General features: G+C 61.0%; 19 protein-coding genes. 12 read left to right on the forward strand and 7 right to left on the reverse strand.

The features are described from left to right. Nucleotides 1-10 precede the first annotated feature (10 nt). The 3 genes from KP701_RS00425 to KP701_RS00435 form a co-directional block, all read right to left on the reverse strand. Nucleotides 11-1,729, reverse strand: a complete 1,719-nt coding sequence (locus tag KP701_RS00425) for an ABC transporter ATP-binding protein/permease (RefSeq protein ID WP_371818855.1) — start codon at nt 1,727-1,729, stop codon at nt 11-13. After that, the gene (locus KP701_RS00430; protein ID WP_252345303.1) at nt 1,716-4,064 is read right to left on the reverse strand and encodes a TonB-dependent siderophore receptor; all 2,349 of its coding nucleotides are present in this window, start codon (nt 4,062-4,064) and stop codon (nt 1,716-1,718) included. The genes KP701_RS00425 and KP701_RS00430 overlap by 14 nt, the downstream gene beginning before the upstream one ends. A 152-nt stretch (nt 4,065-4,216) precedes the next feature. After that, nucleotides 4,217-4,429, reverse strand: a complete 213-nt coding sequence (locus KP701_RS00435; protein WP_215745222.1) for a heavy-metal-associated domain-containing protein — start codon at nt 4,427-4,429, stop codon at nt 4,217-4,219. 306 nt (nt 4,430-4,735) lie between these two features. Here KP701_RS00435 and KP701_RS00440 point away from each other — a divergent pair, with 306 nt between their 5' ends. From KP701_RS00440 to KP701_RS00455, 4 genes are all read left to right on the forward strand, one after another. Next, the gene (locus KP701_RS00440) at nt 4,736-5,131 is read left to right on the forward strand and encodes a hypothetical protein (RefSeq protein ID WP_215745223.1); all 396 of its coding nucleotides are present in this window, start codon (nt 4,736-4,738) and stop codon (nt 5,129-5,131) included. 86 nt (nt 5,132-5,217) lie between these two features. After that, nucleotides 5,218-7,029 carry a copper resistance system multicopper oxidase gene (locus tag KP701_RS00445; RefSeq protein WP_215745224.1) on the forward strand — a complete coding sequence of 604 codons (1,812 nt, stop codon included), beginning with the start codon at nt 5,218-5,220 and terminating at the stop codon, nt 7,027-7,029. Further along, nucleotides 7,026-7,799, forward strand: coding sequence for a copper resistance protein B (locus KP701_RS00450; RefSeq protein ID WP_215745225.1), 774 nt, complete (start codon nt 7,026-7,028; stop codon nt 7,797-7,799). Before KP701_RS00445 ends, KP701_RS00450 begins: the two co-directional genes overlap by 4 nt. Before the next feature lie 35 nt (nt 7,800-7,834). Beyond that, nucleotides 7,835-8,167, forward strand: a complete 333-nt coding sequence (locus KP701_RS00455) for a hypothetical protein (protein ID WP_215745226.1) — start codon at nt 7,835-7,837, stop codon at nt 8,165-8,167. Nucleotides 8,168-8,180: 13 nt separating this feature from the next. On the opposite strand, the gene KP701_RS00460 is transcribed toward KP701_RS00455, so the two are convergent. Continuing rightward, nucleotides 8,181-8,522, reverse strand: coding sequence for a metal-sensitive transcriptional regulator (locus tag KP701_RS00460; RefSeq protein WP_225197475.1), 342 nt, complete (start codon nt 8,520-8,522; stop codon nt 8,181-8,183). A 409-nt stretch (nt 8,523-8,931) separates the two neighbouring features. Here KP701_RS00460 and KP701_RS00465 point away from each other — a divergent pair, with 409 nt between their 5' ends. Genes KP701_RS00465 through KP701_RS00475 form a run of 3 tightly spaced genes read left to right on the forward strand, consistent with a single transcriptional unit; the run spans nt 8,932 to nt 11,239 of the window. Continuing rightward, nucleotides 8,932-9,174 carry a FeoA family protein gene (locus KP701_RS00465; RefSeq protein WP_215745437.1) on the forward strand — a complete coding sequence of 81 codons (243 nt, stop codon included), beginning with the start codon at nt 8,932-8,934 and terminating at the stop codon, nt 9,172-9,174. Between the two features lie 5 nt (nt 9,175-9,179). Further along, nucleotides 9,180-11,048: a ferrous iron transporter B gene (locus tag KP701_RS00470; RefSeq protein WP_215745227.1), complete on the forward strand. Its 1,869-nt coding sequence runs from the start codon at nt 9,180-9,182 to the stop codon at nt 11,046-11,048. After that, a complete protein-coding gene (locus KP701_RS00475; protein ID WP_215745228.1) occupies nt 11,048-11,239 on the forward strand; it encodes a hypothetical protein in 192 nt (63 codons plus the stop codon). The genes KP701_RS00470 and KP701_RS00475 overlap by 1 nt, the downstream gene beginning before the upstream one ends. Nucleotides 11,240-11,258: 19 nt before the next feature. Here KP701_RS00475 and KP701_RS00480 read toward each other — a convergent pair whose 3' ends face one another. Continuing rightward, nucleotides 11,259-12,857: an alkaline phosphatase gene (locus KP701_RS00480; protein ID WP_215745229.1), complete on the reverse strand. Its 1,599-nt coding sequence runs from the start codon at nt 12,855-12,857 to the stop codon at nt 11,259-11,261. Between the two features lie 242 nt (nt 12,858-13,099). On the opposite strand from KP701_RS00480, the gene KP701_RS00485 reads away from it, so the two are divergent. From KP701_RS00485 to hpnR, 4 genes are all read left to right on the forward strand, one after another. Further along, complete coding sequence (locus KP701_RS00485; protein WP_215745230.1) at nt 13,100-13,573, forward strand: RNA polymerase sigma factor; 474 nt, start codon at nt 13,100-13,102, stop codon at nt 13,571-13,573. A gap of 12 nt (nt 13,574-13,585) precedes the next feature. Continuing rightward, nucleotides 13,586-14,509: a FecR domain-containing protein gene (locus KP701_RS00490; protein ID WP_215745231.1), complete on the forward strand. Its 924-nt coding sequence runs from the start codon at nt 13,586-13,588 to the stop codon at nt 14,507-14,509. A gap of 99 nt (nt 14,510-14,608) precedes the next feature. After that, nucleotides 14,609-17,293, forward strand: a complete 2,685-nt coding sequence (locus KP701_RS00495; RefSeq protein ID WP_215745232.1) for a TonB-dependent receptor — start codon at nt 14,609-14,611, stop codon at nt 17,291-17,293. Nucleotides 17,294-17,658: 365 nt separating this feature from the next. Then, nucleotides 17,659-19,212: a hopanoid C-3 methylase HpnR gene (gene hpnR, locus KP701_RS00500; protein WP_215745233.1), complete on the forward strand. Its 1,554-nt coding sequence runs from the start codon at nt 17,659-17,661 to the stop codon at nt 19,210-19,212. A 3-nt stretch (nt 19,213-19,215) separates the two neighbouring features. On the opposite strand, the gene tmpT is transcribed toward hpnR, so the two are convergent. Beyond that, nucleotides 19,216-19,878 carry a thiopurine S-methyltransferase gene (tmpT, locus tag KP701_RS00505; protein WP_215745234.1) on the reverse strand — a complete coding sequence of 221 codons (663 nt, stop codon included), beginning with the start codon at nt 19,876-19,878 and terminating at the stop codon, nt 19,216-19,218. Nucleotides 19,879-19,975: 97 nt separating this feature from the next. On the opposite strand from tmpT, the gene KP701_RS00510 reads away from it, so the two are divergent. Beyond that, the gene (locus KP701_RS00510) at nt 19,976-21,298 is read left to right on the forward strand and encodes an ATP-dependent RecD-like DNA helicase (RefSeq protein ID WP_215745235.1); all 1,323 of its coding nucleotides are present in this window, start codon (nt 19,976-19,978) and stop codon (nt 21,296-21,298) included. Here the strand turns inward: KP701_RS00510 and KP701_RS00515 are convergent. Next, complete coding sequence (locus KP701_RS00515; RefSeq protein WP_215745236.1) at nt 21,270-22,190, reverse strand: bile acid:sodium symporter family protein; 921 nt, start codon at nt 22,188-22,190, stop codon at nt 21,270-21,272. The genes KP701_RS00510 and KP701_RS00515 overlap by 29 nt on opposite strands. Nucleotides 22,191-22,209: the final 19 nt, after the last annotated feature.

Consider the following 22,209-nt stretch of genomic DNA (forward strand, 5'->3'; position numbering starts at 1 on the left):
CCCCACCACCCTATTTTTCAAGCACGGAAAAGACGGCATTCCCATCGCCAAGCATAATCTCGTGATCGTGGAAGCGGCACAGGGCATCGCGATGCGCCACACTGATGAAGGTGGTGCCTGGCAGCGCGGAAAGAAGGGCCTCGTAAAGGCGGCATTCATTGCCTTCATCCAGAGCGGAGGTCGCCTCATCCAGAAACAGGATCGCGGGCCGGAACAGGAGCGCTCTCGCCACGGCCAGACGCTGCTGCTCTCCGGGAGACAACACATCGCCCCAGTCAGCGATTTCATCCAGCCGAGGGCTGTATCCCGCCAGATTCACGGCTTCCAGAGCGCGCTGGCAGGACAGTGTTTCATAACGGTCCGGCGTTGCGGGATAGCACAGGGCCTGACGCAGGGTGCCGGACGGCACATAGCTGCGCTGAGGCAGAAACATGGCCTGCCGCATGTTGAAGGACACCGCCCCACTCCCGTGACGCCACAATCCGGCGAGTGCGCGCAGGAACGTGCTTTTCCCTGAACCTGACGGCCCACGGACCAGCCAGCGCTCCCCGCTTTCCAGCACCAGCGTACCGATCCGGGCAATCGGTTTCGTATCCGGAAGGCAGAGCGTAAGGTCGCGGATCTGAACCGAAGGGATTTCCGATGCGAAACGTTCAATCCCTGTCTCGGGCTGCTGGCTGACCGTCCGCTCGAACTCACCCAGACGCTGGAGCACCGAACGCAGCGTCGCCAGATCCGCATAATTGAAAATGAACCATTCCAGACTGATCCGGACCTGCGTATAGGCGGAATTGATCTGTGAATAGAGGCCGAATGTCAGGGCATGGGCCATGGCTTTGGGAGCCAGCATCAGCCACAGCGGGACCGTTGCGACACCGGTATAGACTTCCCCGATGAAATTGACCCGCCAAGTGTAGCGCACGACGCTCCGCCAGTTGGTGGCGATATGCGCCAGATAGCCGGACAGTCGCAGATGCTCGGCGTCCTCGCCGCCATAAAAGGCGATCTGTTCGGAGTTGCGCCGGATATCCATCAGCCCCGCACGCAGATCCGCGTCGAAATGCTGCTGCCGGTAATTCGCACCGATCAGAGGCGAGCCGAACCGCTCCAGAATCCCCGAGGCCGTCAGGGTCGTGATGGCAGCGCCCAGAAAAAGATAACCGGGGATATGGAAATGATGGCCATGCCAGTCAAAAGAAAATACCCCCCCGATGTTCCACAGAACGACCGCAAAGGAGAACAGCGTGGTCACGGCATCAATCGCATCCAGACCGAGCTTGAGCGTCTGGACCGTCATTTGCGACAGGTCATCCGCGATACGCTGATCCGGGTTATCCGCCCGGTTCGGCCCGTGTTCGAGGCGGTAATACGCTTCTTCCGACAGGTACTGCCGCAGATAGACCCGCGTGTTCCACAAACGCCAGCGCATGGACAGGACCTGCGTCAGATAGGTCTGCGTTACATGCACCCCCACCGAGCCCACCGTCACCAGCAGGTAAAGCGGCAGCATCCCGAGACAATGTGCGACCTGACCGGCAAAAAATGCATCGAAAAACCGGTGATACCAGGCGCCGAACCAGACGGCGGACTGAACGTAAAGCACGGACAGTCCGATGGTCCCTCCCAGAAGGGACCAGGCCCACCACTTCTCTTCGGATTTCCAGTAGGGAAAAAGGACTTTCCAGTCCGAAAGTGAATGTGGCGGGGTCGTTTCGTCAGTAGTTTGCACGAAGTGTGGCCATGAAACTGCGGGGTGCGGCAGGGAAGTTGAACTGCCAGACACCGCTGGCGCGCTCATAATAATAGCGGTTGGTCAGGTTTGTCGCGTTGAGCTGCAGCTTCAGATGTTTGTTGATCTTGTAGCCGATCATACTATCCAGCGTCATGTAGCCACCCTGAACGGTCGTCGCATAACTGCCGCGCAGATTGCTGTTGGCATCAATGCCCGCACCGAAATTGAGCCCTTTCAGACGGCCGTATGGGACGTTGTAATGCACCCAGGACTTGAACATGTGGTGCGGGGAATAGACGCCGCCAAAATCGCTGACCTTCGAGTTCGAGACCTTCGTATCCAGATAGGTATAGCCGATCGAGACATCGAGCCCCGGCAGGATCTCGCCATCGATCTGCGCTTCCCAGCCCTGCCGCCGGATCGGACCAGTTGTCATGTAGAACTGCGAGTGATCCGGATCCTGAACCGGCTGATTCACGCTCTCCATCCGGAACAGGGCAGAGGAAATATTCAGTCTGCCATGGAAATATTCCGCCTTGAAACCGGTCTCGACCTGATTGCCTTCCTGCGGCTTCAGCCCGCCCCCGCGATAGGTCTGCCGACCGACCGAAGGCGTGAAGATGCTGGAATAGCTGGCATACCAGGAGATATTCGGCGTGATCTGATAGACCGTACCCAGATATGGGGTAAGCTGGCCGCGAATATCCGAGGTCGTCGTCCATTCGCTCTTCGGACCGGGGGAAACATACTGGAGCTTCTCGTAGAACCGCGACACGCGGCCGCCAAGGATCAGCGAAAGATGCCGGATCACTTCAAGACGGAGCTGTCCGTAAAAACCCCACTGATAGGCGTAGTCGTCCGTGCCGTAACCATCATCGTTCTGCTTGTAATCGATGCAGTTCGCAGCCGGCGCCTTCACGACACCCGTGTTGTTGATGCTGACATTGTTGTAAATGGCATCGCAGTTGACGTTCGCATACTGCGTCAGCTGCTCATAGGAATTATAGTTAAAGCCGAACAGCGCATGATGTGTGCGGTTCAGAAGGCGGAAACTGCCCTGGGCATACACATCCGCCGAGCGCGACGTGTTCTTGCCCCGCATCCCGACCACGCCGATATCCTGATACTGGAGCAGACCGGTTTTAGCGTCGATCGTCGTCCAGGGCTCGTTATACAGCGTATTGTAACTCTGGTCATAGAACGTGGCGCGCGCGGTCGCCGTCCAGTCACCCCAGAGCTTCTGGGTGATGGACGCAATCGTCTGCTGCGTCATGTAGTTGCTGTAACCCCAGCTCTGGCTCGGGTTGGCATCGCGTCCGCCATACCACAGGGTCTTTTCCGTCGTGACCGGCAGACCGTAATACGGCGCCGTGATGTCCTGCTGTTGGGCCGCATGGGAAACGAGGAACGTCGTGGTCGGCGTGACGTCCCATTCCAGCGCGCCATAGGCCTGCCATTTACGCGAATGGGAGTATTTGTAGAAAAAATCATTGTCCTGGAACAGATCGGCGGTCCGGAAGCGGAGCGTCTTCGACCGGTTCAGCGGAATGGTCATATCCACATCAGCACGATAATTGTTGAAGCTGCCGACCATGGCGGACCCATCGACCGCGAAATCCCGGCCCGGCTTCTTCGTGACCTCATTGACGACGCCACCAGCGCCACCGCCGCCCTGCAACAGACCCGACGACCCGCGCAGCACCTCGACGCGGTCATACATGGACAGGTCAAAGGCGGCATTGTTCAGCGTGCCGGACGCATCGGGCGTGCCATCCACGGATGTTGTGAGCTGATAGCCCCGGGAATAGTAATTCGAATTGGCCGTAGAACCTGGCAGAACGCGGATTCCGTTGATCTGGCGCATGGCGTCCGCCATCGTCAGCATGTTGGAATCTTCCATGCGCTGCTGGGTGATGACCGAAACGGACTGCGGCACATCCTTGAGCGCCACGGGGCTCTTGCCCCAGGCCTCGACGGCAGGCGCCGTATAGGTGTGGTTGGTACCCAGAACCTGGATGTTTTCTGCCTCTGTCCCGTCCACATCGGCAGAAGACTGCGCGACGGCCGTGGCAGAAGCGGCGGCTACGGAAGTGGTGACAGGCGCTTTCGCAGACTGTTGCGCCGGAGCAGCAGCATGATGCGGAGTGCAGTGAACCGGGTGCAGCGTTCTGTGAGTGGCATGGCAGACGGGTGGGTGGTTTTTCGTCCGCGCCGCGACCGTATCGGCCATGGCCGCAGGGCAGACGCCTGCCATCAGGCTGCCCCAGATCAGGGCATTGTGGGAAATGGCAGAAAGGCTGAGACGACGAACTGAAGTGCCATGCTGTGTCATAGTGTCTGTCCTAGAGAGACATGCCGGCGCCATGCAACATCCTGCGTCCTGAAAGCATCGTGTAGCGGCATGGGGCCGGTAATGAAACGCTCCTGTTCCGAATCTGGCAGACCTGGCCCGCACCATCTTTTCAGGAGGAGACGTGTCGCGCCTCAGGAAACGACGTCAAATCCCGTGTCTTCGACAACGTCCCTGAAGGCGGCGGGCGAAACCTGGGCCGGGTCGTAAGACACCGTGACCTTTCCGCCATCGAGAACGATATCCACGGCCGTCACACCGTTCACGGCTTCAAGGGCGCGCTGGAGCTTACCGGAGCAGCCGTTGCAGGACATGCCCTCGACCGTCATGTGTGCTGTTTCTGTCATGTCACGAAATCCTTCAGAGTGAGAGCCACACCCCTGTAACGGCATATCAACATACGGTGTGGGGGTAGGGTATATATAACTATTCACGATAAAACGATTCTAGCAATATCCAATTTTCCACTATTTTATTACGTTTTATATACCGTACTGGGGTATGCAATTTTCATATTGCCCCCGAAACAGATTCGACAAGTCATTTTTTTTACGTCTCGAAAAATAATCTTCCCCCATCCCCCCGGCGGGTATAGGATCGCATCAGATTCAAACATCGAATCACCCTGTTTCTTACCCTTGCTGGGACTTCTGATGGTCAGGACACATGCCCGGATCTGGATCGGCCTGCTGGCCTGCCTGCTGATGCAGGTCGGGCTTCTGCTCGGCACGTCCACCGCGCAGGCCCGGACTGAAGCGCCCCATCACATGGTCATGGCAATGCAGCACATGGCCCATCACCAGAAGCCCGAAAGCACGGACTGCTGCAGCACGTCAGCCTTCCATGCGATTCCCCATCCCCAGCAGTCTTCCGAAGGCTGCTGCCATACGCATGTGGTCTCGACTGAACCCATGCTGACCGTGGCGTCCATCCAGCCTTCCGGTCCCGTCAGTCTGGCGGCACGGGCCTTTGCGTCCGGGCGGCACGACCGTTTCAGCGGCACCGACTGGATCCCCGCCTCCCCCCCGCCAAAACTCCGCGCGCTCTGACACACGCCTGACAGGCGTGGACCCGTTCTGCTGCCCTCAAGAGGCAGACAGGGCCTGATCCTCTGTCATTTTCGCGGATTTTTCTCATGACCTTTCCGTCCCGCATCCGGGGCGGCCTGACACGACGACGTTTCGTAACGGGTATTGGCGCAGGCGGCCTTCTGGCGGCCCTGCCCCGCACCTCGCACGCATTCTCGTCCAAGGCCTCTTCCGGCATCATACCCCCCATGCCGTCCGACCGGTGGGATCTGAAGATCGGCCACACGCGCATCTCGCTGGATGGCAAGACCATGCACGCGCCGACAGCCGGAGGCACGGTGCCGGGTCCGATCCTGCGCTGGAAACAAGGCGATACCGTCAGCATCAACGTCACCAACACGCTGAACGAGCCGACCTCGATCCACTGGCACGGCATCCGCACGCCCTCGAACATGGACGGCGTGCCGGGCATGAGCTTTGGCGGCATCGCACCGGGCGAGACCTTCACCTATCGCTTCAAGCTCCACCAGAGCGGCACCTACTGGTATCACAGCCATTCCGGGATGCAGGAAGCGATGGGCCTGTATGGCGCACTGGTCATTGACCCGCGCCGCCCGGACCCGAATGCCTGCGACCGCGATTACGTGATTTTCCTGGGCGAATGGACGGATGTCATGCCCGATGACATCGTCAGCAACCTCAAGATGCAGGACGATTATTACGTCTTCCGCCAGCGCACGGCAGCCTCTTTCCCGAAGGAAGCGCACGAGGCAGGAAGCGCAGGTGCAGCCCTCGCGGACCGTCTGGCCTGGTCGAAAATGCGCATGGCCGCAACTGACATCGCGGATGTCTCGGGCGCGATCTACACCTACACGCTGAACGGTCACGCTCCGGACATGAACTGGAGCGGGCTGTTCAAGCCCGGCGAAAAACTGCGCCTGCGCTTCATCAACGGTTCGACCATGACGTTCTTCGATGTCCGGATTCCGGGGCTTGAAATGCTGGTCGTGCAGGCTGACGGCAACGATATCGAGCCTGTCCCAGTGGACGAATTCCGCATCGGCGTGGCCGAAACCTATGACGTCATCGTCCAGCCGAAGGACGAGCGCGCCTATGCCATTTTCGCCCAGAGCGAGGACCGCACCGGCTACGCAAGAGGCACGCTGGCCCCGCTCGAAGGGATGATTGCGCCCCTGCCACCCATGGATCCGCGCCCGGTCCGCACCATGGTCGATATGGGCATGGGGAACATGAAGCCCGGCGAAAGCATGAAGGACATGGATATGTCGGGCGATATGTCCGGCATGAAGATGGATGGCGACATGGCCGGAATGGACATGCACGGCATGGACATGAAGGGCATGGATATGTCGGGCGATATGTCCGGCATGAAGATGGAAGTGGACGATCCCGGTCCACCGCCCATCAATGTCGAAAACCAGATGCGCGCCATGATGCCGATCGACCGGACCGGCAGCCCCGGCGACGGGCTGGAGAACAATGGCCGCCGCGTCCTGAACTACAGACAGCTCCGCGCCACGCGCCCCGGAGCGGATTTGCGGCCGCCGACGCGGGAGATCATCCTGCATCTGACCGGCAACATGGAACGCTATATCTGGGGCATGAACGGCCGGAAATTTTCGGAATCCGGCCCGATCCGCCTCAAGCTGGGCGAACGCGTGCGCTTTACGCTCATCAACGACACCATGATGGAACATCCGATCCATCTGCATGGCCTGTGGAGCGAGCTGGAAAACGGTCAGGGGGACTACCGCCCCTACAAGCACACCATCATTTCCCAGCCGGGCTCGAAGCTGAGCTATCTCGTGACGGCCGATACCCCCGGCATGTGGGCGTATCACTGCCACCTGATGTATCACATGGATCTGGGCATGTTCCGCACGGTGATCGTGGCATGAAACACGCCCTTTCCCGCGCGGTTCTGGCCCTCGCCGCCCTGTCCGGCACGGCCCGCGCCGACCAGCCGGTCTATCACGCCGCCGATGCGCCGGAAGCGACCCCGGTCGTCTATATCGGCAACATCAAGCCCGCCATGGATCAGGGCACCTGGCTGCACGGCATCTTCAACCAGCTTGAAGGCCGCTATGCGCCCGGTGGCACCGATTTCCGCTGGGATGGCGAAGCCTGGTTCGGCGGCGATTACAACAAGATCTGGCTGAAATCCGAAGGCACGCTCGAAAAGGGCCGCCTGAGCGATGGCGACCATGAACTGCTCTATACGCGCTCCATCTCGCCCTACTGGAACCTTCAGGGCGGCGTGCGCATGGACCTCGATGACGGTCCAACCCGCACCTGGGGCGCATTCGGAATCGAAGGTCTGGCGCTGTATGAATTCGAGTTCGGGGCCACGGCCTATGTCAGCGATCGCGGACGTTTCGCCGCCCGCATCGAGGGGTCTTACGACTTCCTGCTGACCAACCGCCTGATCCTCCAGCCCCAGGCCGAGTTCAACCTGTACACGAAATCCGACGCGGGACGTCAGGCTGGCGCCGGTCTATCGGATGTCGATGCCGGTCTGCGCCTGCGATACGAAATCTGGCGGAAATTCGCGCCCTACGTAGCCGTGACCTACTCCGGATATCTCACCCAGGCCCGCCGGATCGCCCGTGACCAGCACGACGACACCGGCTCCGTCCGCTTCAGCCTCGGCGTCCGAAGCTGGTTCTGATCATTCCTGTTCAATCACAACGAAAGCCCAACATCATGCGCAAGATTTTCCTCGCACTGAGCATCCTTCTCGCCACCGGCATGGCGCACGCCGCCGACCCGTCGATGTCCGGCATGGATATGAGCCACATGGACATGAGTGGCGGCAAGATGTCCATGCCGTCATCCAGCCCCCAGAATCCGCTGGCCGGGCTGAGCATGGATCAGCAGATGGTCCTGTGCTCGCATCTGCAGACGCTCAGCAGGCAGCGGAGCACCCTGACGCCGAAAATGAAGCAGCAGCTCGCCGCCTGTCAGAAAATGGACATGGGCATGTCGAACTCGTCCATGCAGGGCCAGCCCGCACCCGGCGAAACGCTGGACCGCTGAACGCGCAGGGTTTTCAGCGCATCATCCGGCGGACGACCTGGAGAAGCTCGTCGATCGCGTCTTCCCCACCGTCGTCCTGCACCGCGCGGCGCACGCAGCCATTGGCGTGGGACGACAGGATCTGGATGGACACACCATCCAGTGCCGATTTGATGGCCGAGATCTGGGTCAGAATGTCGACGCAGTAGCGGTCGTTCTCGATCATGTTGAGAACACCGCCGACCTGCCCTTCGATCCGGCGGACCCGGTTCGTCAGGGCCTTCTTGCGGGGCTGTTCGACACGCCGGCTGTCATCGTCCAGCGGCGCGCAGCTCTCGCAGACATCCACTGCATGTTCTTTATGGGATAGTGCCATTCCAGGATCCGCCCTCTGCCAGACATTCCGAACGTAACATCATGGGTTCATGCCCGCCCAATCCGGCGCCCACAGGCCGGTGTATGCCCCCCTGCGTCCGGAATTTCCAGTCCAACGATACCCTCTCGTGTTTCGGGATCGGAAAAAACCGAGTCTCACGGCAGGAAAAACATACCCCCTCCTCCCCGGACAGTCAGGTCTTTCCTGTTGTTCCGGCTGCTTCTGCCGCGCCCTGCTCCCCTGACGGCGGGTTTCATAAAATTTATTATAAAACCGGCAGTTTCGTTCAGTCTGCAGCACTCTTGATGCAAATCATTCTCACTCCTCTTCCCGGACGGGCAGGATGCGCCTATCTAGGATGAAGGTCGGGGCTATGAGCCGCCGCCACATTCACCGGGGTACGGAACTGATGTTGTATCTGGATACACTGCCCATGGGCACACATGCCGTGATCGAGAAGGTCGAGCAGCGTGCATCCCTGGACCCGATTGCCACACGTCTGGGAGAGCTGGGTTTTGTACCCGGTGAAGCCGTGCAGGTAGTCGCAACCGGACCGATGGGCAGGGATCCGATTGCCGTGCGTCTTGGGACGTCGCGCTTTGCCCTGCGCCGGGGTGAAGCCGCGCGCGTGGGTCTGCGGACTGCCGCCTGATCTCCATGAATTCTACAGCCTCGACGCAGACGCCCGCCCCCAGTCTGCATATCGCCCTTGTCGGAAATCCGAACTGCGGCAAGACGTCCCTGTTCAACCAGCTGACGGGAAGCCGACAGAAGGTTGCGAACTATGCGGGCGTGACAGTCGAGCGCAAGGAAGGGTTCTTCAGCACTCCAAATGGTCGTGCGATCCGCGTGCTGGACCTGCCAGGCGCCTACAGCCTTGATTCGACCAGCCCGGACGAGGACGTCACGCGCGATGTCTGTCTGGGCCGCCACCGCTCCGAACCACAGCCTGAAATGCTGGTGGCCGTCATTTCGGCGACCAATCTGCGCCTGCATCTGCGCTTTCTGCTGGAACTCAAACAGCTCGGCCTGCCGGTCATCGTCGCGCTGAACATGATGGACGAAGCCCGGCGCAACGGACTCCAGATCGACGTCGCCGGATTGCAGGCCGATCTGGGTATGCCCATCGTGCCCGTCGTCAGTCTCAACCGCGCGGGCGTCGTGCCTCTTCTTCAGGCCCTCGATCTGCCCCTTCCCGCGCCACCGGACCCGCTCCCGGCGGGGATCGATCCCCACATGGAAGTGCGACGGCTTCTGGCGACCTATGTCGTCGATCCTTCCGCGGGAACGGACCGCCTGACCGACCGGCTGGACCGGCTGTTCCTGCATCCGGTCTGGGGGCCGGTCATTCTTCTGGTCGTGCTGTTCGTCATGTTCCAGACGGTTTTCGCCTGGGCGCAGCCGCTCATGGACGGGCTGGACAGCGGGATCTCGACCTTCGGGCAGATCGTCCTCAAGCCCCTGCCGGATGGCATTCTGCACAGCCTTCTGGCCGATGGCGTAATTGCCGGGGCGGGCACGGTCATCGTGTTCCTGCCGCAGATCCTCATCCTGTTCCTGTGGATCCTCGCCCTTGAGGAATCCGGCTATCTGCCCCGCGCCGCCTTCCTGCTGGACCGGCTGATGGCGCTGGCCGGCCTGAGCGGCCGCTCCTTCATTCCCCTGCTGTCGAGCTTTGCCTGCGCCATTCCGGGCATCATGGCGGCCCGGACCATCCAGAACCCGCGCGACCGTCTGGTCACGATCCTGATCGCACCGCTCATGACGTGTTCGGCGCGTCTGCCGGTCTATACGCTGCTGATCGGCGCGTTCGTGCCGCACCGCACCATCCTGGGGATTTTCGGGCTTCAGGGGCTGGTGCTGTTCGGGCTCTATGCCGTGGCCATCGTCAGCGGCGTGATCGCCGCCCGTGTCATGACGCGGGGCGTGAAGTCCGAAGAGCATCCGCTGCTGCTCGAACTGCCGCCCTATCGCCGCCCGAACCTCAAGAGCCTGGCACTCGGCCTGTGGCAGCGCGCGGTGATGTTTCTCTCCCGCGTGGGAACGATCATCGTCTCGCTGAACGTGCTGCTCTGGGCGTTGTCGAGCTTCCCGCTGCCGCCCGCCGGCGCTCCGGGTGCCCCCATCGACTACAGTCTGGCCGGACGCATCGGCCATCTGATGCAGTGGGTGTTCGCGCCCATTGGCTTCAACTGGCAGATCTGCGTCTCGCTGATCCCGGGGCTTGCGGCGCGTGAAGTGGCCGTCAGTTCACTGGCGACCGTCTATGCCATCGGGGCCACGGATGACGGCGCGGCTGACAAGCTCCTGCCGCTGCTCTCGACGCAGTGGAGCATGGCCACCGCATTTTCGCTGCTGGCCTGGTATGTTTATGCGCCGCAATGCATTTCCACGCTGGCTGTCATGCGGCGGGAAACCGGATCGATCAAAACCGTTCTATGGGCTGCGGCGTATCTGTTTGGCTTGGCCTATCTGGCGGCGTTCCTGACCTATCACATCACCCGCGCCATTACGGGAGTTCCCTGATGATCGAAGTTGCTGTTGCCCTGCTGATCGTCTGCGCCGCCGCAATTTACTGGTATGCGCGCCTCTTCCCACAGGGTTGGGGCCGCCTGCGCACGGCCGTGGGCTTCGCACCCGCCCCGCAACCCACGATCGGCAAGGGCTGCGGCGGCTGCTCGGGCTGCGACCGGTCCGGCAAGGGCGGCTGCCACTAAGATAGCCGCCCCTGCGGGGTCAGGCTTTCTGAAGGCCCGGATTGCCGCGCTCGACGGCAAAACTGGCATAGGTGGACAGCGCGCCGTCGCGAACCATAACGCGATCGATGATCTTCAGATCGGCGTGCCAGACATTTGGCCCTACATCACACAGCACATAACCGCGCTTGTCGGTCGTAGCTTTCAGATGCGGGTTCTCGCTGCGGGCGATCCGGCTGAAATGATCGTCATCACCAAGCCCGTCCGCGCCCGATGAAATGGACGTCGCCAGAAACTCGACCGAGACCGGCTTGCCCCGCCCCGGTTCAACCAGCAGGTCCCCGGCGAAATGCCGGTGCGCGTCTCCGGTCACATTGACCACATTGCCGGGGCAATGCGTGTCGATGAAATCCAGCAGGCGCTTGCGGCTGTAGAGATAGCCCGACCACTGATCCATGCTGTAAACCAGCTCGGAATGGGCGGATTTACGATGCGCCAGATCCATGAGCATGACCTGATGCGCCAGCAGGTTCCATTTCGCATTCGACTGTCCCAGACCGTTGAACAGCCATTCTTCCTGCTGCGCGCCCATCATGGTGCGCTCGGGCGACCAGACATCCCTGCCCTGCGCCGCATTCGTGTCGCCGTAAGCCTGATCGCTGCGGTACTGACGCGTATCCAGCACGAACATGTTCATCAGGTCACCGAAGCGGAAGCTGCGATAGAGCTGCATGTGGCTGCCATCGGGAATTGACGTCGCCCGCAGCGGCATATTCTCGTAATACGCCTGTAGCCCCGACGCCCGGCGCAGACGGAAAATCTCCGGTGGCGTGCCGTCCTGATCCGTATCCCCGGCCCAGTTGTTATCGATCTCATGGTCATCAAAGCTGACGATCCAGGACGTCGCCGCATGGGCGGCCTGAAGATCCGGGTCCATTTTGTACTGGGCATAACGGCGGCGATATTCGTCCAGCGAATAACATTCCGGACCGACATGGCGGCGCAGGACATGGGCCTTGTGGCCGTCAATGTCGCGCAGATGATCCCCGCTGTCCGGGCCTTCGTAAATGTAATCGCCATAATGGAACACGAAATCGATCGGCTCGTTCGCGATGGCGCGCCAGGCGGTGTAGTAGCCATATTCGTAATGCTGGCAGCCAGCTGCTGCGAAACGGACGCGCGACAGCGGCGTACCCGGCAGCGGGAGCGTGCGGCCCCGGCCAACGGCGCTTTCGTAACCCGCGATATGGAAGCGATACCAGTACGGACGGTCCGGCTTCAGACCGGCCACCTCGACATGAACCGAATGGCCAAGCTCGGGATGCGCCAGCGTCTGTCCGCTCTGCACGGGTTTCGAGAAACTCTCGTCCTCGCTGACCTCCCAGTTCACCAGAACCGGCTTGAGGACTTCCATCCCGCCCGCCTCTTCCAGCGGGTTCGGGGCCAGCCGCGTCCAGAGTACCAGCCCGTCGGACGCAGGATCACCGGACGCCACGCCGAGCTGGAACGGAAACGTCTTGAAGCTCGGGTTCTTTTCCAGATCGCGCGGAACTGCGGCCCGCAGGGCGCGGATGCGCGTGGACAGGAGGAGACCCGCACCAAGGCCGGTCAGCAGGCTTCTACGTTTCATGAACACCATGCAGCACTTCTTTCCAACAGAGCCCGGTTCGCAGCGGAACCGGGCTCCCAGAGGTCTTGGGACACACACCCTCCGTTGTGTGGACACATGGCAAAGGGTTTTGCCCACACCCCGAAGCGGCATTTCATGAAACTGTCACGAATGAGAGCGTACGAATTCCCTAAACGCTTGTCCGCCATCGCCCGGACAACTAACTCCCCGGCGCGGCGGTGATTCGAAAACGTCCAGCAACGGGAACATGGATGCGCTGTCAGCAGGAATGGTTGCGTCTTTATCGCAGGGTGCGTTCCCGGACCCGCCGGGAGGATGCGGATGATCACCTTCAGAATGCGCTCGTGAATTATTTCGAGCGACCTGAAGGCAGCGTGCAGCATCAGGAAGCCTATATTACCCGTAGCGCCATCAATTCCTCGCTCAATGCGATCCGTCGCGAGCAGCAGGGATACGTGCAGGCGGCGGAAGGGTTCGAGGCGCTCCTCGAGACCCCGGACCCTGCGCCTTCGCAGGAAGAGATCTATGAATCGGGCCAGAAGCTGGCGCATTTCCGTGCGGGCTGCGAACAGCTTCCGGACAGGACCCGCCAGATCTTTCTGATGAACCGTGTTGAAAAAATGAAGTACAGCCATATTGCGAAATCACTGGCGATCAGTGAAAGCAGTGTTGAAAAACATATCGCAAAGGCGCTGGTCTTCCTTTCAACATGGATGGATTATTGAAATACCGATCTGATGGATGTCACCAAAACCCGTGCGGCAGAATGGATTGCACGACTGCATGCCGAGGACTGCACGGAACGCGATCATGACAGGTTCCGGGAGTGGCTGGCGAGCGATCCCCGGAACGGTCCGGTCTTCGAACATCTGACCGAACTGTGGGAACTGGCAGGTGGCGTCGCAGCACCATCCGTTACGGTTCCGCACCAGAAAATAGGCCGTCGTACGTTCAGCCGGCGGCATGCGCTGGCCGGGCTGGCCGGGCTGGCCGCGACGGTTTTTCTGGCAGTGCCTCCCTGGGAAGGCGCGCATGCCAGCCGGATCGAGGAAACGGGCACCGGCAGCATCCGCGATATCCGCATCACGCCCCATACCCATTGCCGCCTCGATACCCAGACCCGCCTTGTAGTGGGGCGCAACGGACAGCAGGCGCGGCTGTGTCACGGACAGGTCATGCTCTCGACGTCCGGTCCGGACGCATTCCATCTGGCCGCTGATGGCATGACCGTGCAGCTTCACGGACAGACGGCCGCTGATATCCGGATCAACAGCGGCGATACGGAAGTCACGGCCGTTCGGGGCAAGGTGTTCCTGAGTGCCGCGGCTCTGCGGGCGGCGGGGCGCTGGGTCATGCCGGGACAGCGCCTGCGGATGTACCGCAATGGCGGGTGGAACATCGATTATCCCGATCTGGAAACGCTTCTGTCCTGGCAGGGCGGAGAACTGGTGTTCCGCAACCAGCCGCTGGCGGAAGTGATCCAGGAAATCAACCGCTATGCCTCGCGCCAGATCGTTCTGTCCGCGCCGCGTCTGGCCTCGCAGCGTCTGAGCGGCGTTTATCATGTGCGACAGGGGGATGCGTTTTTGCAGATGCTTCCGCATCTGCTGCCACTGCGCATCCGGCCCACCCATAACGCTTACGAAATCATTGCTTTGTGACGTTTCGATGAAAACCGTCACACCACGCTGAGGGTTCCGATTTTTCATCTGTCTTCCTGTCGAGACCGCATTCAGGCCCGACGACAGGAAACGAGCCCCATGACCCCGCCCACCCGTTACCCCCGCCGCACCGTTCTGCTTCTGTCGGCAGGCGCAACCATTCTGACGCAGACGCTGTCCAGCGCCTTCGCGGCCCCCACATCCAGCGTGCATATCGCGCCGCAGCCCATGGGGCAGGCCCTCGTGACACTGGGGCAGCAGACCGGTCGCAACATCATCTTCACGTCCGATGCGGTGGCCAATCTCCGCGCACCAGCCCTGAATGGCACCCTGTCGCCAGATGAGGCCGTCAAGCGCCTGCTGCGCGGCAGCGGACTGAAGGCCGAGGCCATGCCGGATGGCGGCGTCATCATCCGCAAGGGCACGTCCCCCCGCCCAAAGCCGCAGCGCCTGCGTGAGACGCAGGCGCATGAGATCGAGCAGATCGTCGCAACCGGCCACCGCACACGTTCGGTCATGAGTGTCAGCGGTGACGAAATGCAGACGCTCATGCCGGGCCAGAGCCCGATGCAGGCGCTGGACCTGCTGCCGGGCGTGACGTTCACCAACGTCGATCCCTGGGGCAATAACGAGCAGAACTCCAGCATTTACGTCCACGGCTTCAACCAGAACCAGCTCGGCTACACGATGGACGGCGTGCCGCTCGGTGCCGGGGCCTATGGCAACTATAACGGCCTGTCCCCGCAGCGCGCGGCCATCAGTGAAGATATCGGATCGACGTCCCTGTCGTCAGGCGCCGGTGCGCTGGGCACGGCCTCGACCAGCAATCTGGGCGGGACGATCGAGTTCACCACGCGCGACCCGAAGCAGAAGGCTGGCGCCACAATCAACCAGACCTTCGGCAGCTATTCCACATTCAGAACATTCGCGCGCGTTGATACGGGCAATTTCGGCAACGGCAACTCGGCCTATATGGCGTTTGCCCGTCAGGATGCGCGTCCGTGGAACCTCGGGAACGCCAACCGTCAGGGCGGATATCAGGTGAACGGGAAATTCGTTCATAAAGGCGAGAACACCACCATCACCGCCTATTTCGACTGGCAGAACAAGGCCGAGCCGAACACGCAGGGCCTGACCGCTCCGACGGATCTCTATGCCCGCGGCGCCTTCTACCCGGATCTGAACGCCGCTACTGCGGGATACCCGGCCGAAAGCTCCACGAAGGCGGGTCCGGCAACGCCGAACAACAAATATTACTTTTCCGCCGCGCAGCGGACCGACTACCTGACCTATCTGAAGATTTCCCACCGGTTCAGCCCGAACCTGAACTGGGACAACCAACTTTACTTCCATTACGACGATGGCGCGGGCGTGGTGGCGACGTCCATCCGCACGAATGCGATCCTGACCATTCTGGGCACGTATCTCGACCCGACCGGCACGAAATACATCAAGAACGGCCAGTTCACCTACAGTGTTGCAGGCATTGATCCGAAGGTCTGGGATGCCACGGGCGGCACGGCTTTTGCCGTTCGCACCACGGAATACAGCGACTATCGCGGGGGTCTGACCAGTACGCTGCATTACCGCCTTGGCCATCACAATATCGAACTGGGCGGCTGGTATGAGCGCAACAACAACATGCAGGCCCGGCGCTGGTATCCGCTGACCGCCACCAATACCCTGACGCCCTACGAACGCCCCACCAACCCGCTCTTCACGCAGTGGCAGAACAATTTCTACACCAACACGTTCGTCACGCATTTGCAGGACAGCTGGAAGGTAACGCCGCGCCTGACACTGACGGCAGGTTTCAAGTCCGAACTGGTCTATACGAACGGCACGCTGCCGATTGCCGCCCTGCCGCAGTCCCTGGCCTCGTCGGTTAAGGGCGCGAAAACGATCGTCGATACCAGCACCCAGACCATCGCAGGCGGCACGATCCCGTCCTACAATCCGTTCCTGCCGGCTTTCGGCGCGCTGTGGAACTTCACACAGCACGAGCAGCTTTTTGCCAATATCCAGGAGAACATGAACTCCTTTGCCTCCACCGGATATGGCTCGACGTCTCCCTGGGCCGTGTCCAATCAGGCGGATTTCGAGAAGTTCAAGCGCAGCGGCAAGCCTGAGTCGTCATGGACGTATGAAACCGGCATCCGCACCAGCCATCCGATCAATACGCCGATCCTGACCGGAATCAGTGGGCAGCTCGAATATTATCACGTCGATTTCTACAACCGTCTCGGCACCATCTCCCCACCGGGTCAGGGCATTTCGGGCGTCGGCAATACGGTGGCGAATCTCGGCAGCGTCTCGACGAACGGCATGGACCTGTCGTTCACGCTGCGCTTTGGCCCGCATTTCTCGATCTATGACGCCGTGTCCTATGTCAGCAGCATCTACGGCAACGACTTCATGGACGGCGCAACACTCTATGCCACGCAGGGCAAAAAGGTTCCGGCCATTCCGGCCTGGTCCGACAAGTTCGCCGTCAATTACAATCAGGGCGGCTTCAATGCGCAGTTCAGCGGCAGCTATATGGGCGTCCGTCCGGGCACGATCACCAACAGCGTCATGGTACCGCCGCGTGTGCAACTCGCCTTCAGTTCCAGCTACACGTTCCGCCACATCCCGCACATGAACAGCCTCAAGCTCCAGTTCAATGCCAGCAACCTGACGAATGCCCGGTCCTGGTCCTCGATCTCCGCGGGCGATGCCAGCACCTATACCGGCTATCCGACGGCACCCCGTATGTTCTTCGGAACGGTCTCAGCCGCCTTCTGAACCCCGCCCTTTACCCGTATCCGGGCTTGAGCCTCTTCCCCCGCAGCATGCCGCTGTGGGAGAAGAGGCTTTTTCATGCCGGCAAGAGTCCCGCCGTTCACCCCTGCTGAACCCCTCGGATCACGCAGTCGTGAAGCCAGAAATTTTCCCGCTGTCTCCTGAACCCGAGGGCGGTCTGAAGAATGCAGGTTTGCCGGGGCCTGCGGACATCCCGCCCTTTTGAAGAAGCGTGCATTCTCCGTCCCATATCAGCGCAGCAGGATGTCATCACGGAAGTGTGTCATTTGATTGCAGCAAACCGAGCGCCTATGTCTCCCTGTGTCGAAGTTGTGACGCGACACGCCACAAGAGAATGGGATGACTTCATGAAACTTCTGGCCGTTCACCCAAGTGCCCTGATGTACACACGTGTGTTCCTGAGGCTTGAACCACTTGGTCTTGAACTTGTGGCGGGTGCCGCGCGCAATGAAGGACATGACGTTCAGATCATCGATCTCCAGGTCGAGACCCATGAAGACTACTGGAAGCGTCTCGCTGACTTCAAACCGGATGCGATCTGTTTTTCAGGAAGCTATCTGGCGAACATTCCCGAGATCCTTGACCTGTGCAAGGAAACGAAACAGCGGATGCCCGGGAAGTTCATCTTTGTGGGCGGTCACTCGGTGTCCTTCATTGCGCCTGACGTGCTCCAGCTTTCCGAAGGCGCCATTGACTGCATCCTGAAGGGTGAAGGCGATGCAACGGTCGGCCTCCTGCTGGAAGCCATCGAAAAGAAGACCGACCTGCTGAAGGTTCCCGGTGCCATCACGGTGGATGGTGAAGGTCCGCCGCCGATCTTCGTGAAAAGCCTCGATACCGTGCGCCCGGCGCGCGACCTGCTGCATCACCGCAACAAGTATTTCATCGGCACGCTGGACCCGGCGGCTTCCATCGAATTCGCCCGGGGCTGTCCGTGGGACTGCACGTTCTGCAGTGCCTGGACGTTCTATGGCCGCTCCTACCGGACCGTCAGCCCGCAGGTCATTGCTGATGAGCTTGAGGCCCTGAAAGAACCGGGCATCTTCATCGTCGATGACGTGGCCTTCGTCCATCAGGAACATGGCATGGCCATCGCGGACGAGATCAAGAAGCGCGGCATCAAGAAGGAATACTATCTTGAAACCCGCGCGGACGTTCTGCTGCGCAACAAGGAAGTCTTCAAGGTCTGGAGCGAAATCGGTCTGACCTACATTTTCATCGGGCTTGAAGCCGTGGATGAGGAAGGGCTCAAGCAGTTCCGCAAGCGCGTGTCGCTAGACGCCAATTTCGAGGCACTGGAATATGCCCGCTCGCTCGGTCTGACGGTGGCCATCAACATCATCGCCGATCCGTCCTGGACGCGCGAACGGTTCGAGGCCGTGCGCCAGTGGTGCCTCGAAATCCCGGATATCGTGAACATTTCCGTCACGACACCCTATCCCGGTACGGAGATCTGGCACCGCGAGGCCCGTCGCCTGACGACGCGCGACTATCGCCTGTTCGACATCCAGCACGCCGTCCTGCCAACCACCCTGCCGCTGCCCGAGTTCTACAAGGAACTGGTCAAGACGCAGCAGGTGCTCAACACCAAGCACATGGGCTGGGAAGCGCTGAAGGGCACGGTCGGCATTGCGACACGTCTGCTGCTGCACGGACAGACGAACTTCGTGAAGATGCTGTGGAAGTTCAATTCGGTCTTCGATCCGAAGCTCCAGTTGTCGGACCACATGCGCAAACCGCGCTACGAAATGCCGGTCCAGCCGGACGTGGTGGACAAAATCGACCGCAAGGCGCTTTACGTCCACGGCCCCGGCGGTCGCCGGACACGCGCGCTCGACGATGCGACAGAAGGCTTCGTGGACAAGACCCGCATGGGCGCGGAAGCCGCCGCCGCCGAATAACGGTCAGGACGAAGGCGGAAGCGGGCTGAGACGCCAGACGTTTTCGGACGCCGGGCAGCGGCCTTTCAGCCCGCCTTCGACCGCCCGGCTTTTCAGAAGCGTGAAAGCATAAGCCTGACCATAGCATTCACGCAGGAACGCCTCGCCGACGGAAAAAGGCGGTCCCTTCAGGCAGGACTGATCGTAGTCCAGCGTCACGAGAAGTTCGGGAACCGGACCGGTCAGGGACAGGAGATGGGCGGCATAGGCCCGGCGCAGGTCCTCCGGCAGGGCGATCAGTGCGGCACGGTCATAGATGGCGTCCATCGGGCCGAGCATTTCCGGCGTCAGATCGAAAATATTTCCTGCGAAAATACGGATGGCCCCAGAAGAAAAACAACGCAACGCCCCGGTTTCCACGAGGTCGGGCATAATGCCGAGATCGCTGAAAAACCGGCGTACCGCGATGTCGCTCAGTTCACATCCGGTCACGTGGTAACCGTGCCCGGCAAGCCAGACCATGTCCTGACTCATACCGCACAGAGGCACGAAAATCCGTGCTCCCGCCGGAAGATCCAGAGCCGCGATATGACGGGTCAGAAGCGGATTGGCCTGTGTTTCATGAAAACCCGTCTCGCCGCGTTCCCATTTTTCCTGCCAGAAAACGGCATTCGACGCTGTATCCATCAGTCCGGCTTTCTTCCTGCTTTTCCCGGCTGAGACTGTGCCGGGTTCTGCGGGCGAGGCAATGGCATGTGTCGGGAAAATGTGAGAAAAGCCGCTCATGGTCATGCTCACCCCCTCCCAGCGGCAGGCGCTTGATGAAATCATTGCCGCACATGCCGCAGGACGGCCGACGCATCTTCTGACGGGGTATGCGGGCAGCGGCAAGACGACGCTGATGCAGGCTGTCGCGCGGCATTTCATGGCCGAGAAGAAGGTGGTGGTCATCACGGCACCCACCCACAAGGCCACCGCCGTCCTGCGCTCGAAAGTGGACCGGGACGTCGATTGCAGGACCATCCAGAGCCTGCTGAGCCTTCAGCCATCCTCGCAGGGCACGACCACGACCCTCGTACGCTCCAAGCGGCCGCAGACGATTGCCGATGGGATCGTGATCGTCGATGAGTGCTCGATGCTCTCTGCGGAGCTGATGAACTGGATCCGCGATCTTCTGCGCTATTGCTTCGTGCTGTTCGTCGGCGATCCGGCCCAGCTTCCGCCCGTGGGAGAAGCTGCGTCGCCCTCCTTTTCCGTGCCCTCACGCTCCCATCTGGAGACCGTCGTGCGGCAGGCCGCGGGCAACCCGATCCTCGAAGCCGCGACCATCATCCGTCACAGTCAGGGTGGTGACGCCGACTGGAGCTGGGTCCGGGATGCGCGTCAGGAGCAGATGGGCCTGTTCCTACCCAAGGATGTGGAAAGCTGGGTCCGCAAGGCGTTTCTGTCCGATGCCTTCGCCGAAGACAACGACTGGTGCCGCTATCTGTGCTGGACGAATGCACGCGTGCATCAGATCAACCGGATGGTCCGCCTCTGGCGTTATGGCGGCGAAACGCCGACACCTTTCATGCCCGGCGAGCGGGTCGTGTCCCGTGCGCCGTTTTCCGTCCAGCAGGAAGAAGGCGGCCCGCGTCAGGCGATTGCCACGAACGAGGAAGTCCTCGTCATGGACATCAAACCGGGGCGGCTTTCGTATAAATTCGAGCTCTGCAAGGACGTTCCGGCCTGGATTGCGGATCTCGCATCATGGGAAGTCACCCTGCTGACGATGGCGGGCGAGGAAATCACCGGCCATATCGTGCAGAACCAGAAGGATCTGGAAGCTGTGGACCGGCGTCTGGTGCAGGAAGCGAAACAGCAGCACCGCCGCTGGAGTCACCGTTTTGCGTTTCACAACGCCCTGCTCCAGCTTCAGGCGATCTATGCCATGACGGTCCATACTGCGCAGGGCAGCACGTTCAAAAACGTGTTCGTGGATCTCGGCGATATCGGCCGTCGCGCCCGGCAGAACCCGCTGGAGACGCAGCAGCTCTGCTATGTGGCGGTGACGCGCGCCACCGACATGGTGTTCCTCGTCAACACGGCGGGCCTTTCCGCGCGATAGGCCGCGACGCCCACAGCGACGCCAGAATGGACCCCGAAACGTTGTGCCAGATGGAGAAGATCGCTCCGGGCAGTGCAGCCAGCGGCGAGAAGTAGAGCCGCCCCAGCGTAGCGGCGAGGCCCGAGTTCTGCATCCCGACTTCCAGCGCAAGCGTGCGACAGATGCTTTCATCAAAGCCAAGCAGCCGCCCGCCCCAGTAGCCTCCCAGAAGCCCGATCCCATTATGCAGGATGACCGCCAGCAGCATGACCGGACCCGCCTCTTTCAGGGAGGGCCCCACGCCGGCCACGATCGCCCCGATGATGAGCAGGATCGACACCATGGCCACCAGCGGGAGCGCAGGCTCCACCCGCTTCACGGCGCGATGGCACAGTGTATTGAGCGTCACCCCCGCCAGAACGGGGAGCGCCACCATCGTCAGGATGCTGCGAAACAGTGCCCAGCTATCCACGGCAACACCGGCAGACACATAAAACCGCACCAGAAGCGGCGTCGCAACAATCCCTACAAGGGTGGAAAAGGCGCTGATGCTGACGGAAAGTGCGACGTCTCCGCGCGACAGATAGATCATGACATTCGAGGCCGTACCGCTCGATACGCAGCCGACCAGCACCATGCCCGTGGCCAGCGCGGGCGGCATCGACAGCAGATGCGCAATCCCCCAGGCGGCGAGCGGCATGACGAGATAATGCAGCCCCACGCCCGCCAGAACCGGCGCGGGACGACGCAGGATCCGGCCGAAATCGGCGGGCGTCAGCGATACGCCCATCGTGAACATGACGAAGGCCAGAAGCGGCGTGATGACAGGAACCAGCGTCAGGAACGGTCCAGGCAGAAGAAGCGCCAGGCCGGACACCAGAATGGCCCAGAAGGGAAAGAGGCGTGTCATCATCGGGGCGGCACCGGAGGGA

The sequence above is a fragment of the Gluconobacter sp. P1C6_b genome (genome assembly GCF_018811945.1).
Classification (GTDB): domain Bacteria; phylum Pseudomonadota; class Alphaproteobacteria; order Acetobacterales; family Acetobacteraceae; genus Gluconobacter.